Raw genomic sequence first — 14,451 nt, forward strand, 5'->3', positions numbered from 1 at the left:
CTTGATCGTACGGAGGTGTTCCTGTTAAAATAAGGCGTTTTGTTTTAGGCATAATTTCTAGTTTTTTGTGAATTATATTTCCTTATAAAGCAGGAAATTTTATCAAATATAAATTCATAAAACCCTTATATAAACAGGAAATACACTATTTCAACAAAGGAATTTCGCTTTATTAAAATAGTGTATTCACGCAGTGTATACTTGTAAAAATTATGTGTCTAACGGTTTAACATTTCCCAGAGTTTGTCTTTCAACTCCACGATGCCTTGTTGCGCCACGGAAGAGATAAACATATACGGAATGTTTAAGTCTTTGTCGAGTTCAACGCTCATTTCTGCTTTTAGTTCATCGTCTAGCATGTCTGACTTCGAAATAGCAATGAAGCGTTCTTTATCGAGCATTTCGGGATTGTATTTTTTTAACTCGTTGAGTAAGATGTCGTATTCTTTGGAAATATCGGCACTATCTGCAGGAATTAAAAAGAGTAAAGTTGAGTTACGTTCAATATGACGTAAAAAATAATGTCCTAAACCTTTTCCTTCAGAAGCTCCTTCAATGATTCCAGGAATATCTGCCATTACAAACGATTTGTAATCTCTGTATTCTACAATTCCTAAGTTGGGTTTTAAGGTTGTAAACTCGTAATCGCCAATTTTTGGTTTTGCTGAAGTAATTACAGACAGTAAAGTTGATTTTCCAGCATTTGGAAATCCTACCAAACCAACATCTGCTAGTACTTTCAATTCAAGAATAATATCTATTTCTTCTCCAGGAATTCCAGGTTGCGAATATCGTGGTGTTTGATTCGTTGGCGATTTAAAATGCCAGTTTCCACGTCCGCCTTTTCCGCCTTTCGCTATAATTTGTTCTTCGTCGTGTCCTGTAATTTCAAAAAGTATTTCATTCGTTTCTGTATTACGAACTACCGTTCCTAAAGGCACATCTAAATACACATCTTGTCCATCGGCACCAGTACTTCTGTTGCTACTTCCGTGTGATCCGTGTTCAGCTTTGTAATGTCTTTTTAGTTTGAAATGAAATAATGTCCAAAGGTTTTGATTTCCACGTAAAACAATATGTCCACCGCGTCCGCCATCGCCACCATCAGGTCCGCCTTTTGCGTTGTATTTTTCACGCAGTAAGTGCATAGAACCTTTTCCTCCGTTACCAGAAGTTAGGTGCATTTTTACATAATCTACAAAATTCCCTTCTGTCATTATATCCTCTTTTTATTGTAAACGTACTTTATTATTGTTTATAATTGATCAATTGCAGTACTTAAACGTACTGTAATTTCTTCAATAGTTCCAATACCGTTGATGCTATGAAACTTGTTTTGTTGTTTGTAAAAATCAATTAACGGAGCTGTTTTTTGATTGTATTCGTCAAAACGATTTGCTATTTTGTCTCTATCTTGATCGTCTGCACGTCCGCTATCTTTTCCGCGTTCTAATAAGCGTTCTATTAAAACTTCATCATCTGCTTCTAAAGCAATTGTTGCAGAAATCCCCATATCTTTTGTAGTTAAGAAATTGTCAAGTGCTTCTGCTTGTGCTGTAGTTCTTGGAAAACCATCAAAAATAAACCCGTTTGCTTCTGGATTTTTCTCCACTTCTGCTTGCAACATATTAATGGTTACTTCATCAGGTACTAAATCACCTTTATCAATGAATGATTTGGCTAATTTTCCTAATTCCGTATCATTTTTCATGTTGTATCTAAATACATCTCCTGTAGAAATATGTACTAAGTTGTATTTTTCTTTTAAGAAATTTGCTTGCGTTCCTTTTCCAGCGCCTGGCTTTCCGAATAAAATTAAATTGATCATGTTGTGATTGTGTAATTGATAAACTTCGGGTAAGTTTCTTCCCAATTCGTCATAGTCTAATCCGTAACCTACAATGAATTCATTAGGAATTTCCATCCCGATATAATCTATTTTGTGTTGTTTTGTATATGCTTCTGGCTTAAAAAATAAAGTTCCAATTTTGAAATCTTTTACTTTTTTCGCTTTGAATATTTTGTGTAATTCTTCTAAGGTATTCCCTGTGTCGATAATATCTTCTAGAACAACAACTGTTCTTCCTTCAATATCTTGAGAAAGTCCTATTAGCTCTTTTATATCTCCTGAAGAAGAAGTTCCGTGATAGGAAGCCAATTTTATAAAACTCATTTCGCATGTGTATGGATAGGCTTTCATAAAATCAGCAAAAAACATAAAGACACCATTCAAAATTCCGATAAAAATTGGTCGTTCATCTTTTAAATCTTCTGCCATTTCAGTGCTCATTCTAGCAACAGCTTCCTGAATTTGAGCTTCAGAGATAAATTTCTTGAAATATTTGTCGTGTAATTTAATCACGTTTTGAATGTTTTTTTGATAAATCGCCTCTTTTTCTCTCTAAAAAAGCAGTATTTTATCGGTTTATTTCTCCCAAATACTGGTACAAAATCATTTTAAAAGCGCAAAGATACAAATTGATTTATGAATAACGTTTAACGAGTTTACTTTTACGAGTTTAGATTTGTACTTTTGTCACAAAATGTGAAAACTAATGAATTATTTCTCCTCTAATTTTAAATTAGGAATTCTAGGTGGCGGCCAATTAGGTAAAATGCTATTGTATACAACTCGAAAGTTTGATGTGTACACTTCTGTGTTAGATCCAAGCGCTGAAGCACCTTGCAAAATAGCCTGTGATGAGTTTCATGAAGGTGACTTGATGGACTTTGATACTGTTTATAATTTTGGTAAGCATGTAGATGTACTTACGTTTGAGATTGAACACGTAAATGTAGATGCATTGCAAAAGCTTGAAGACGAAGGCGTACAGGTATATCCATCGTCAAAAACATTGCAAACGATTCAAAATAAAGGAATTCAAAAGCTTTTTTATCAGAAACATAACATTCCAACAGCGCCATTTTCAATTTATATGTCGCTAGAAGAGTTGATGCATAGTGTAGAAAATGACGTGATTTCTATTCCGTTTGTGTGGAAAAGTACGCAGTTTGGTTATGATGGAACTGGCGTAAAAGTTGTACGTAGCTTGGCCGATTTAGAAAATTTACCCAATGTAGAATGTATGTGTGAAGAGCTGGTTGATTTTAAAAATGAACTCGCTGTTATTGTTGCACGTAATGTTTCTGGAGAAGTAAAAACGTATCCAGTTGTAGAAATGGAGTTTCATCCAGAAGCCAATCAAGTAGAATATGTAATTTGCCCAGCACGAATTTCTGAGGATATTCAAGCGAAAGCGAAAAAAGTAGCATTGCAAGTTTCTGAAGCAATTGGGCACACCGGAATTTTAGCTGTTGAGTTGTTTCAAACACAAGACGATGAAATTTTGGTAAACGAAGTTGCACCAAGACCACATAATAGCGGACATTATAGTATTGAAGCAAGTTATACCGATCAATTTGAACAACATATTCGCGCCATTTTGAATCTTCCGTTAGGAAATACAGCGAGTAAAGTAGCTGGAATTATGGTGAATTTAGTTGGTGCAGAAGGGCATACAGGTGATGTTGTGTATGAAAATATTGAAAAAATTATGCAGTTAGAAGGTGTAACGCCACATATTTATGGTAAAAAACAAACACGTCCGTTTCGCAAGATGGGACACGTAACTATTGTAAATGAAAATTTAGCAGAAGCTAGAAAAGTAGCTGCAGAAGTAAAACAAACAATCAACGTAATTAGCAAATAATATGGCAAAAGTGGGAATTATTATGGGAAGCACAAGTGATCTTCCTGTAATGCAAGAAGCAATTGATATTTTGAAAGGTTTCGATATTGAGATTGAAGTCGATATTGTTTCGGCACATCGAACTCCAGAGAAGTTATTTGATTATGGTAAAAATGCACATACACGCGGAATTAGCGTTGTTATTGCGGGCGCTGGTGGCGCAGCACATTTGCCTGGAATGGTGGCTTCCTTGTCTCCATTGCCTGTGATTGGTGTTCCTGTAAAGTCTAGAAATTCTATTGATGGTTGGGATTCTGTTTTGTCCATTTTACAAATGCCTGGCGGAGTTCCTGTTGCTACAGTAGCGTTAGATGGCGCAAAGAATGCTGGAATTTTAGCGGCTCAAATTATTGGAACTTCTGATAAATGTGTGTTGGATAAAATTTTAGTGTATAAAGAAGGATTGAAACAGAAAGTAATTGAAGGTGCGAAGAAAGTTGCTAAGTAGTCGTTCTTGCAGACTTTAAAATAGCATTAAAAATAGTAAAAGCCGCTTCGAAAAGCGGCTTTTTGTATCTTTACAAACCATTCAAAAATAAAACTAACCTACCATATTATTAATCATTTTTTACCCCAAAAATACATTTGGATAAAGTAGTTTGTATTGATGGTTCAAAAGTATTGTATTGTTTACCTTTTCTACTTTTGAAATCGTTTAAAATCCGTTTTATCGTTTAAATGCATAAACTTTTCGATGAAAGGCATTTCCATCATTTAATACATATTTTAGCTTCATTATACTGCATAAAAAAACCCTCTAATTTCTTAAAGGGTTTTACATCAACCAATCCATTTTAATTATAATACAGTTAATAGGGGCTATCAACATTGTAATTATGCGTCAAGTAGGTTACATATATCGTTAAACATGAAAATAATTATCTCTACTAAATCAACAGAACAAAATTCTTAATTATATAGTAATTTGAATGATAGCGGAAAGTGTTTTTATTTCAATTCGATGAAATACACAAAAGTGAATTTATTTTATGATTTTTTTACTGATTTTTTCTCCTGATGTAGTTGTAAAGCGAACAACGTACATACTGTTGGTCAAGTTTTTAGCTTTAATTTCCTTTGAAAATTTTGAAGATAGTACGCGTTTTCCTGAAATATCAAAAAGCGTCACGGTTTCTATGTCTGTTCTTTTTGTTTCTAATATGAGTGAATCGTCTAAAAAATAGGCGCGAATATTTGAAACTGTAGCTTGTTGATCTTCTATATTTAATGTACCACTTCTGTATTGTAAGTTTAGAAAAAAGCGATTGTGTGCTTCGCCTGTCATTCCCGAAAATGTATAAGGTACTTGGCGTAAATCTGTAAATATATTTTCTTGTGTGTCTTCTAGAATAATGTCAAAATCAGGACTTAAAAATTCGGCATCAATTGAAATGGTGTACGAACCATCGGAAGTCAGTTCGTATCCTAAAGGCACTTGTACGTTTGTGGTAATTAGTTCGGGCAATGCTTGAATAGAAAGTCGTGTAGTTCCCAAAAACGAATAAAATTCTATTGCCGCGCCATCGTTGATGAATGGACCATCGTAGCCATCATCATAGTCTACTGTTCCTTCGGGAATGAATCCTAAGAGAATGGTTACAAAAGAACCGTTTCCTGCCAATCGCAACGAAATACGCCCATCAGTTGGACTGCTTTTAGGGTTTGAAAAAGCCGCTGTTACATCTTTATGCTCCCAAGGATTTCCACATTCTTGACCATAACAGATAAAAGAAATACTCGTAAAAAAAATTGCTGTTAATAGTTTTGCTTTCATGGTAGTAAGAGTTTAATATTATTCCTTAACCTCTAAAAGCAATGATAAACAAAATTTATGGAACTCGATACTTCTAACTGTTAAGACTTTAGGATTTTTTTCGTGAGCACAATTCCACTTTCAGTTGTATACTTCACAATATAAACACCTCTTGCTAATTGAGACATTACTATAGTGTCTGCATACGTACGTTGTATGAGTTGTTTTCCTGAAATATCATACATTGTAATTGTCTCGAAATCTGTACGTTTTGTAATGGTTTGTAATTCATCACCACTAAACAATACATTCACTTGATCTGCTGTAATTTCTAAATCTTCTACACTCAAGGTATTTTTGTATTGAACATTGATAAAGAAACGATCATTTTCTTCCGTTGGACTTGTAGTAAACGTGTATGCAGCTTGACGTAGATCAGTAAATACTCCTTCGTATCTATCTTCTAAAATGATATCGAAATCTTCTGATAAATATTCAGCATCAATTGCTATAGTATACGTTGCACTTGATAGTACTTGATATCCTAAAGGAACTTCATAATCTACATTTGTCAATTCTGGCAATGCTTGAATAGACATTTTGCTATCTGCTACATAAGAATAGAATTCAATTCCTGAGCCTTCATTGATAAATGGACCATCGTATGTATCATCATAACTTGTTGTTCCTTGCGGAATAAAACCTAGTAATTGTGTTGCATACAATCCGCCACCTGAAAGGCGTAATGATAAACGTCCGTCTGTTAAACTATTACTTGGAGTTTCGACAGTAGATTCTAGTGTAAATGCACCTACACCTCCGCTAGGTCTGAAGAATTGATCATTATTTGCTACTACTCTATGAGAATTTTTGAATGTTACCGTTCCTGAACCTGTACTTTTAGCTTGCACTGCAAATCCTTGTGCTGTTGCAATATTTCCATCGGCAGCTCCAAGCGGATTTGAACCTGTGTTGTTATATTCAATATAATCGGATGCTAAATTGTCTCCAATTGGTGCATCTGTTTGTCTCCAATAATATACTGTTCCTTCAATTTCATCAGAATTATCTCTTTGAAACGATTCCCAATCGATTGCAGATGGATATGGGTTTCCAATAATATTATATCCAGATTCACTTGTACCTGGATCTACTGTGTAGTAAACTGGCTCTGTAATATCTCCGTTATTTACGGTTCCATCAAAACTTGCCGTCTCTACATTAAAGTGATTTGCTCTAAAAGCATAACCTCTTCCAACTTCCATATCTGTATGATCGTTATTCCAAGCTGCCGTAGTTGCAGAAGCATTCCAATAATAATCATATCCGCCAACATCTGGAAAAAGAGTGGCTATGGTAGCATCAGCTTCATAAACTGGTGTAGACCAATATGAGTAAAACATTGCATCTGTATAGTCGGGAGAATCGCGTTTTATAACAAAGTTTCCTGATCCTTTCACATCTATGTTTTTTCTAGATAGTAACGATCCGTCATTTTCAACTGTAATTGTTCCGTTATTCGTAAGATCGTAGTATACATCTAAAGTAGCGTTTGCATTCACAGTAATAGTTGCTGTTGCATCAACTGTTAGTTCACCCACAACTGTATGTGCTGTAAGCACTGGATAATTTGTAGATGATGGAATCAATACAGATTCTAATTTTGCTGGATCAGGAACTGAACCTCCAACCCAGTTACCTCCTGTTGTCCAACTTGTTGTTGTTGCAGTTGCTGACCAAGTTATTACTGTTTTGTTGCTTCCTGTATCTGTCACTACATCATCATCATCGTCCAAATACGAAATGGTATCTCCATCTAAAGCAGCTACTAAATTATCTGTTCCGACAGTAGTTATTAAAACATCTTTATTATCATCTATTTCAGTTGCCGTACGTACATCGTCCCAAATTCTAAATCCCCAAATGTTTCCAGCAAAATAATTATTTGCATTCGATTGTGAATTATTATCAAAACAATATTCAGAACTACCACCAGAAGTCCACGTACTACAATTTGCATAACGCACATTAGCATCAGATCGACCTAAATTTATATCTCCAGAGTGATTTCTAATTTCAAAACCAGCACGAGAATCCATTAACGTACCATCCAAATACCATTTTAAGCTTGTATTATCTGAAGCTGCAATTGGATTATTTACAGGTGTTGATACATTATCAAACACTAAAGCAATATGATACCATGTATCATCACTAATTGGTTCTCTAAAAAAGGTTCCTTCCCAACGTGGACTGTAATCGCTATTTGCTCTATTAAATCCACCAACGATTACATAATCGTTTTCTACATACATAATAATTCCGCGAGAACCTCCGCCTTCTTCATAGATAACTTGTCTACTAGTTCCATCATCAACTTTAAAATATCCTTCTACCGTTCTGTTATTGATTGTTGTTGTATTTATATTGTCTGAATCGTTTAATTGAATAAAATCATCGGTTCCATCTAAATAATAACCATCTGACGGCGGCTGTGCCATCATTCCTATTGCAGAAAGTAATAGAATGCTTAATATGTATATTTTTTTCATCATTGGGACGATTTTAAATTTATATACGTAAATTCTTTATCTTTTGTTTTCAAAAATAGCAAGAGTTACGCTTTATTGATATAAATTTACTCACATACTATAAAAATAACCTTTTCCTACAAAAATAAATATTCAAAATCGACCAAACAAACAAATAGACCGACCAAATGAGCGTTTTAACACAAATATTTCCTACAAAACATACTACAGCTCCTTTTTCTCAAATTGATGAAAGTGAGTTTTTATCGGCAATTGAAACCGAAATTTCAAAAACAAAAGCCGAAATTGACCAAATTGTTAGCAATACAGCTGCGCCTACTTTTGAAAATACGATTGAAGCACTGGAATATTCTGGAGCGCAATTAGATCGTGTTACAAATATTTTTTTCAATCTGAATTCGGCAGAAACCAACGAGAATATTCAGAAAATGGCACAAGAGATTTCGCCAAAAATGACCGAGTTATCGAATGATATTATACTGAATGAAGCACTATTTGAACGTGTGAAAGCTGTATACGCACAAAAAGAAGCGCTCAATTTAAGTACAGAACAACACACATTACTAGATAAAAAGTTTAAATCGTTTTCACGAAATGGTGCAAATTTACCAGCCGACAAAAAAGAAACACTTCGAGAAATTGATAAGAAATTATCAAAACTGAGTCTAACTTTTGGCGAAAATGTATTGGCGGAAACGAATAAGTTTCAAATGCATTTAACTGATGAAACGGCTGTAGCAGGAATTCCAAATGGAGCGCTAGAAGCTGCAAAAGCAATTGCAAAAAGTGCTGACAAAGAAGGCTGGATTTTTACACTCGATTATCCAAGTTATATTCCATTTATGAAATATGCCGAAAACCGTGCATTGCGCCAACAAATGGCAACGGCTTTTGGTTCTAAAGCATTTAAAAATGACGAATTAGACAATCAAGGAAATGTATTGGAAATTGCAAAATTACGCCATCAACGAGCAAACTTATTAGGCTATGAAACACATGCGCATTTTGTACTGGAAGAACGCATGGCAGAAAAGCCTGAAAAAGTAATTTCTTTTTTGAATGAATTACTGGAAAAAGCTAAACCCGCTGCCGAACGCGAATTTAAACAATTGTCAAATTTTGCTAAAAAATTAGATGGTATTGAGCAATTACAAAGCTGGGACAGTTCGTATTATTCTGAAAAATTAAAGCAAGAACTCTTCAATCTTGATGATGAAACACTCAAACCCTATTTTAAGCTTGAAAATATAATTGATGGCGCGTTTACTGTTGCTGAAAAACTTTTTGACATTCGTTTTAAGCAAGTTTTTGATATTGATGTATATCACGAAGATGTAAAAACGTATGAAGTATTTGATAGCAACGATAATTTTGTTTCCGTTTTTTATGCTGATTTTCATCCAAGAAAAGGAAAACGAAATGGTGCTTGGATGACATCTTACAAATCGCAGCAACGAAAAGATGGAAACGTAGAACGTCCGCATGTATCAATTGTGTGTAATTTTACCAAACCAACCGAATCGAAACCATCATTATTGACATTTAATGAAGTTACGACACTTTTTCACGAATTTGGACATGCATTACACGGAATGTTGGCAGATACAACCTATCCAAGTTTAAGCGGAACGTCCGTATTTTGGGATTTTGTAGAATTGCCAAGTCAGGTAATGGAAAACTGGTGTTATGAAGCCGAAGCGTTGGCTATATTCGCCAAACATTATGAAACTGGCGAAGTAATTCCGATGGAATATATTGAAAAGATCAAAGCTTCTGCAACATTTTTAGAAGGAATGGCAACCTTACGCCAATTGAGTTTTGGATTGTTAGATATGAGTTGGCACGGAACAGATCCGACCAATATTACCGATGTAAAAGCACACGAACAAGCTTCTTTCGAAAACACGCGCTTGTTTCCAAAAAATCCAAAAACGGCAATGAGCACGGCTTTTTCACACATATTTCAAGGTGGTTATTCTTCTGGATATTACAGTTACAAATGGGCAGAAGTGTTGGATGCAGATGCGTTTGAATATTTTAAAGAAAATGATATTTTCAGCAAAGAAATCGCATCTAAATTTGCAAAACATGTACTCTCAAAAGGAGGAACAGAACATCCAATGACGTTATACAAACGTTTCCGCGGAAGCGAACCAAAACCAGAAGCGTTATTGAAACGTGCTGGGTTATTGGCTGATTAACTAAGAAATATTCTCATTCAAAACACATGAACTTCAAAAAGTATACATATATATTCGTATTCATGTGTTTTGGATGTACAAATACGGTCAAAGAAAAAGTACAAAAAGCGACTGTTTCAAACACTTCAAAAAGTACAAATTTGAGTTTTGTTGATTCTGTACAAACCATTCGTACCGAAAAACCTTTTCAAATTCCTCAATATCATTCTAATGGAAGATTGCTCACTCAAAATGAATTTCAGCAGTTACAATTAGCAACTGTTTTTGGCGAATATATTGCCAAGCATGAATATCGATTGTTAGGCAATTTAGCGCTTTCAAACAATTATAAAACATTGCTTTTTGGGGCTTCTGACAATGTGAATTTCGGTTCAACCTTCATCGTTACCTATTCCAAAAATTATAATCTTGTAAGTCATAAATTAGCAAATCATCACGGTAAAAAAGGACCTTCTACTTTACGCACATTCTTCGCGAATAATTCCTTATTTGTTGAAAATACCGAGTTGAATACTTCCGCAGAATTTATCTTTGATCAAAATGGCACCATTACGCCAAGCGACAAACCTGTTACCTTTAAAGGATATCGGTATTTAGACAAATTTCAAGGATATTTACATCAAATGCCAAAACGTACTGTAAAAGCAAAAAGTGGTTTAATCATAAGAGATAAAAAAGGCAATCCTATCGGGAAAACTGTTTTTGGAGAAACCGTTTATATTGTTAATTATACAAAAGATTCCATCACCATAAAAGACGAAGGAAAAACGATAAAAGCACCAAAAGCGAGAATTGTGCTTGATCCTACGAAAGTAACGCAAGGAAAAGATTTTTATATTGAACCTTCAAATATTGGGTATGTATTTTCGGGATTTTTGTTTGATTATTATGGAAATCATACTAATGAAAATTCCTTGTATGGATATGATTATTTGCGATTAGGCAATACAAAATTAGAAGAAAATGCAACAATCAATCTCAGAGATTTATTCGATATTAAACGTGTAGACTTCAAAAAATACCAAGATAAAATTAGTAAAAGTCCAAAATCATCTGCTATTGACATAATTTACAGAAAAGGAAAAGTACTCACTTTGCCTTTTGATAATGGTGAAAAGCTCGTATTAAAAGATACTACTTATAATTCAGAATACAATCCGACACGAAGCTATAGTATGTCATTTCACGAAAGTTTTCCCAATTCATATTTGGTGAGTGAAACTATGTTTTTTACTGAAGAAAAATATACTGTCCTGAGCAAAAAAACGGGTGATACTATTCAAAAATTTATTGGGTATCCACACATTTCGCCTTCAAAAGAATACAGTGTTGCCGTTTTCCCTGAGTTTGAATGTATGCAACAAACATTTATCATCGTAACTAAATTAGTAGATGGGAAATATGAAAATTACGCTTCTATTCAAACAAATTCTTGGTCGTATCCGTATAAATTTGATGCTAACGATATCATGAAGGATGTGTTTTCTATTTATTGGGTTTCTGAAACTGAATTCATTCTATATGCCAAAAACCCGGAAGAATGTTACATGGAAAATCCAACCGACTATTTCTACTTAAAATATAAAATCAAACACTAACAAACGCTTCACTATCTCTACAATTTTAAAAAATAAACTATTAAACTTTCAATAATTTTTGAAAGTTTAAAAATTATTGTATATTTGAACCATGGAATACAAAGAAGCAAAAGATAAATTTATACAAACCTGGGGATCGTTAGGAACCTTATGGGGAATTAACAAAGCAATGGCACAAATTCATGCGCTACTTTTAATTTCTCCTGAACCATTATCAATGGAAGATGTCATGGAAGAATTGCACATTTCAAGAGGAAACACAAGTATGAACTTACGCCAATTAATCGATTGGGGAATTGTATACAAAACATCCAAAGCTGGCGAACGAAAAGAGTATTTTGGCACAGAGAAGGATGTCAACGAACTCGCCAAACAAATAGCACGCGAACGCAGTAGAAGAGAAATTCAACCTACGTTAAAAGTGCTCAAGGAAATAAGCGCGTTGGAAGCCGATGGTTCAGAAAAAACGGCAGAATTCATCAAACAAACGAAAGCACTGCATGAATTAGCAGAAACAGCAGACTCACTTATGAATCGAGTCGTCAACCAAGAGTCCAATTGGTTTACAAAAACAATGATCAAACTCTTAAAATAAAAACAAACACGAAAGGAATTCATTTTCCTTTTTATTTTCAACATAACTTTCAAAATTTATTGAAAGTTTAAAAAATACAATAGTTATGAAATTTATTTACAACATCAACGGCGTCATCTACAGCATTACACTTTTACTGTATCTTACCATTTATTTGGGTATGCTTATGCAAATTCTTTTAGGAATTGTTCAAGTACTTTTCTTCTTCATATTGCTTTTCAATTATGATAAATTTTCAGAAAAAATCAAAAATCACTTAAAAGTTTATGGTGTGCTTTCAGGAATCTATTTAGTCTGTTTCTTCTCGGAATTATATCCCCGAAATAACTGGATGATACTAATACTCATCACATTAATTCCTATGAGTATCGGAGGTTATTTTACGTATATCGTTCATCAACTTAACAGGAAAGTGATATGAATTTCAACATCATTAGTTACATACTATACATTCCAATAATATTCTTTATCACCATAAAAATAGGCTGGATATTATACAAAAGTGGCGAAGTATTTTTATGCAACATTTTTCAGAATGATATTGAAATGATACAAAATTTAAACAAACTTTTACTAATGGGATATTACCTGATAAATTTAGGTGCAGCAACGATTACAATTACCTATTGGGACAGCGTAGAAAACATTCCTGAAATGATCAATGCGCTTTCTAATATCCTAGGAAAAACAATAATAGCACTCGCGCTTTTACATTACAATAATATCTTTTGGATTACAATTTTAAACAGAAAAAAACAAACTCTAAATTAACACATTATGGGATCAACAAAAATTATCATCGCGTATTTCGTCTATTTACCAATTGTCATTGGATTGACCATTTTTGTCTCAAAAAGACTATTTGAAAGTGGAAAAAGTTTTATGATCGAAATTTTCAGAGGACAAGAAAATATTGCATTGGCTACCAATAAATTATTTAAAGTTGGTTTCTACCTTGTCAATATTGGAATGGGATTAATTCTGATGAAAATCACCAATAACAGTTACAATATTGACAATCAAACACTCATAGAAGTAATGGGATTAAAAATAGGAAGTTTTTCAATGTACTTAGGAATCATGCTTTTCTTAAACTTATTTTTATTCTTGCGTGGCAGAAAAGTAACAAGACAAACTCAAAAAATCCAGTAATATAAATTCATTAAACAAAATAACAATCAGATGAAAAAAATGATCATTGCTGGCGGAAGTGGGTTTTTAGGACAAGCACTCATCTCCTATTTTCTGCCTAAGAATTATGAAATTATTGTCCTATCAAGAAGTACTAAAAATACAGGAAATAACAACCTACGTTATGTACAATGGAATGCAAAAACCTTAGATATATGGATAACCGAATTGGAAGGTGCAGATGTGTTAATCAACCTTACGGGAAAGTCGGTAGATTGTCGTTACAGCGAAAAAAACAAAGCTGAAATTCTAAATTCCAGAGTTAATTCCACGAAAGTGCTAGGCGAAGCAATACAAGCTTGTGCTGTACCACCAAAAGTTTGGATGAATTCCTCTACTGCAACGATTTATGAGCATTCGCTAGAACGAAAAATGACAGAAGCAACTGGAATTATTGGAGATGATTTTTCAATGAACGTAGCAAAATCTTGGGAAGCAGCTTTGCATAATTGCAAAACGCCAAAAACGAATAAAATTGCATTGCGGACTTCTATTGTATTAGGAAAAAGTGGTGGTGCATTTATTCCATTGAAAAACTTAACAAAACTTGGCTTGGGTGGAACACAAGGAAATGGAAAGCAAAAAGTAAGCTGGATTCATGAACATGATTTCTGTCGCGCTATAGATTTTTTGTTAGACAAACATGCATCTGGAATTTTTAATGTGACAGCTCCGAATCCAATTCCGAACAAACATTTTATGAAAACCATTCGTAAAGTAATGAAAGTTCCTTTTGGACTCTTTCAGCCTAAATGGTTGCTTAAATTTGGAGCGCGCATCATACAAACAGAAGCAGAATTAATTTTAAAAAG

13 protein-coding genes are annotated in these 14,451 nt (G+C 34.0%); 9 read left to right on the plus strand and 4 right to left on the minus strand.

Annotated elements, in window-relative coordinates; genetic code table 11:
* Positions 1–218 precede the first annotated feature (218 nt).
* Complete coding sequence (gene obgE, locus AB8B65_RS09570; protein ID WP_405300736.1) at positions 219–1,217, minus strand: GTPase ObgE; 999 nt, start codon at positions 1,215–1,217, stop codon at positions 219–221.
* 38 nt (positions 1,218–1,255) lie between these two features.
* A complete protein-coding gene (locus AB8B65_RS09575; RefSeq protein WP_405300737.1) occupies positions 1,256–2,362 on the minus strand; it encodes an adenylate kinase in 1,107 nt (368 codons plus the stop codon).
* Positions 2,363–2,555: 193 nt separating this feature from the next.
* Here AB8B65_RS09575 and AB8B65_RS09580 point away from each other — a divergent pair, with 193 nt between their 5' ends.
* Both AB8B65_RS09580 and purE read left to right on the plus strand, forming a co-directional pair.
* Positions 2,556–3,710 (plus strand): 5-(carboxyamino)imidazole ribonucleotide synthase, encoded by a 1,155-nt coding sequence (locus AB8B65_RS09580; RefSeq protein WP_405300738.1) that lies wholly within the window; start codon positions 2,556–2,558, stop codon positions 3,708–3,710.
* A 1-nt stretch (position 3,711) separates the two neighbouring features.
* The gene (gene purE / locus AB8B65_RS09585) at positions 3,712–4,197 is read left to right on the plus strand and encodes a 5-(carboxyamino)imidazole ribonucleotide mutase (protein WP_405300739.1); all 486 of its coding nucleotides are present in this window, start codon (positions 3,712–3,714) and stop codon (positions 4,195–4,197) included.
* A 534-nt stretch (positions 4,198–4,731) separates the two neighbouring features.
* On the opposite strand, the gene AB8B65_RS09590 is transcribed toward purE, so the two are convergent.
* On the minus strand, positions 4,732–5,523 hold the full coding sequence (locus AB8B65_RS09590) for a T9SS type A sorting domain-containing protein (protein ID WP_405300740.1): 792 nt from the start codon (positions 5,521–5,523) through the stop codon (positions 4,732–4,734).
* Between the two features lie 80 nt (positions 5,524–5,603).
* Entirely contained in the window at positions 5,604–8,057 is a 2,454-nt protein-coding gene (locus tag AB8B65_RS09595) for a T9SS type A sorting domain-containing protein (RefSeq protein ID WP_405300741.1), read from the minus strand.
* A 164-nt stretch (positions 8,058–8,221) separates the two neighbouring features.
* Between AB8B65_RS09595 and AB8B65_RS09600 the strand changes: the two genes are divergently transcribed.
* The 7 genes from AB8B65_RS09600 to AB8B65_RS09630 form a co-directional block, all read left to right on the plus strand.
* On the plus strand, positions 8,222–10,255 hold the full coding sequence (locus AB8B65_RS09600) for a M3 family metallopeptidase (RefSeq protein ID WP_405300742.1): 2,034 nt from the start codon (positions 8,222–8,224) through the stop codon (positions 10,253–10,255).
* A gap of 26 nt (positions 10,256–10,281) precedes the next feature.
* Positions 10,282–11,853, plus strand: coding sequence for a hypothetical protein (locus AB8B65_RS09605; protein WP_405300743.1), 1,572 nt, complete (start codon positions 10,282–10,284; stop codon positions 11,851–11,853).
* 91 nt (positions 11,854–11,944) lie between these two features.
* On the plus strand, positions 11,945–12,448 hold the full coding sequence (locus tag AB8B65_RS09610) for a GbsR/MarR family transcriptional regulator (RefSeq protein WP_405300744.1): 504 nt from the start codon (positions 11,945–11,947) through the stop codon (positions 12,446–12,448).
* Positions 12,449–12,533: 85 nt separating this feature from the next.
* Positions 12,534–12,869, plus strand: a complete 336-nt coding sequence (locus AB8B65_RS09615; RefSeq protein ID WP_405300745.1) for a hypothetical protein — start codon at positions 12,534–12,536, stop codon at positions 12,867–12,869.
* Positions 12,866–13,219 (plus strand): hypothetical protein, encoded by a 354-nt coding sequence (locus AB8B65_RS09620; RefSeq protein WP_405300746.1) that lies wholly within the window; start codon positions 12,866–12,868, stop codon positions 13,217–13,219. The genes AB8B65_RS09615 and AB8B65_RS09620 overlap by 4 nt, the downstream gene beginning before the upstream one ends.
* A gap of 6 nt (positions 13,220–13,225) precedes the next feature.
* Complete coding sequence (locus tag AB8B65_RS09625; RefSeq protein WP_405300747.1) at positions 13,226–13,600, plus strand: hypothetical protein; 375 nt, start codon at positions 13,226–13,228, stop codon at positions 13,598–13,600.
* Between the two features lie 30 nt (positions 13,601–13,630).
* A partial coding sequence (locus AB8B65_RS09630; RefSeq protein ID WP_405300748.1) for a TIGR01777 family oxidoreductase occupies positions 13,631–14,451 on the plus strand: 821 nt, incomplete at its 3' end.

Source organism: Kordia sp., from assembly GCF_045105435.1.
Classification (GTDB): domain Bacteria; phylum Bacteroidota; class Bacteroidia; order Flavobacteriales; family Flavobacteriaceae; genus Kordia.

Excerpts from the sequence above, each read along its gene's own strand:
- AB8B65_RS09615 (WP_405300745.1), top strand. The coding sequence starts at position 12,534 with ATGAAATTTATTTACAACATCAACGGCGTCATCTACAGCATTACACTT.
- AB8B65_RS09625 (WP_405300747.1), top strand. The coding sequence starts at position 13,226 with ATGGGATCAACAAAAATTATCATCGCGTATTTCGTCTATTTACCAATT.
- AB8B65_RS09580 (WP_405300738.1), top strand. The coding sequence starts at position 2,556 with ATGAATTATTTCTCCTCTAATTTTAAATTAGGAATTCTAGGTGGCGGC.
- AB8B65_RS09610 (WP_405300744.1), top strand. The coding sequence starts at position 11,945 with ATGGAATACAAAGAAGCAAAAGATAAATTTATACAAACCTGGGGATCG.
- AB8B65_RS09605 (WP_405300743.1), top strand. The coding sequence starts at position 10,282 with ATGAACTTCAAAAAGTATACATATATATTCGTATTCATGTGTTTTGGA.
- AB8B65_RS09620 (WP_405300746.1), top strand. The coding sequence starts at position 12,866 with ATGAATTTCAACATCATTAGTTACATACTATACATTCCAATAATATTC.
- AB8B65_RS09595 (WP_405300741.1), bottom strand. The coding sequence starts at position 8,057 with ATGATGAAAAAAATATACATATTAAGCATTCTATTACTTTCTGCAATA.
- AB8B65_RS09590 (WP_405300740.1), bottom strand. The coding sequence starts at position 5,523 with ATGAAAGCAAAACTATTAACAGCAATTTTTTTTACGAGTATTTCTTTT.
- obgE (WP_405300736.1), bottom strand. The coding sequence starts at position 1,217 with ATGACAGAAGGGAATTTTGTAGATTATGTAAAAATGCACCTAACTTCT.
- AB8B65_RS09600 (WP_405300742.1), top strand. The coding sequence starts at position 8,222 with ATGAGCGTTTTAACACAAATATTTCCTACAAAACATACTACAGCTCCT.
- purE (WP_405300739.1), top strand. The coding sequence starts at position 3,712 with ATGGCAAAAGTGGGAATTATTATGGGAAGCACAAGTGATCTTCCTGTA.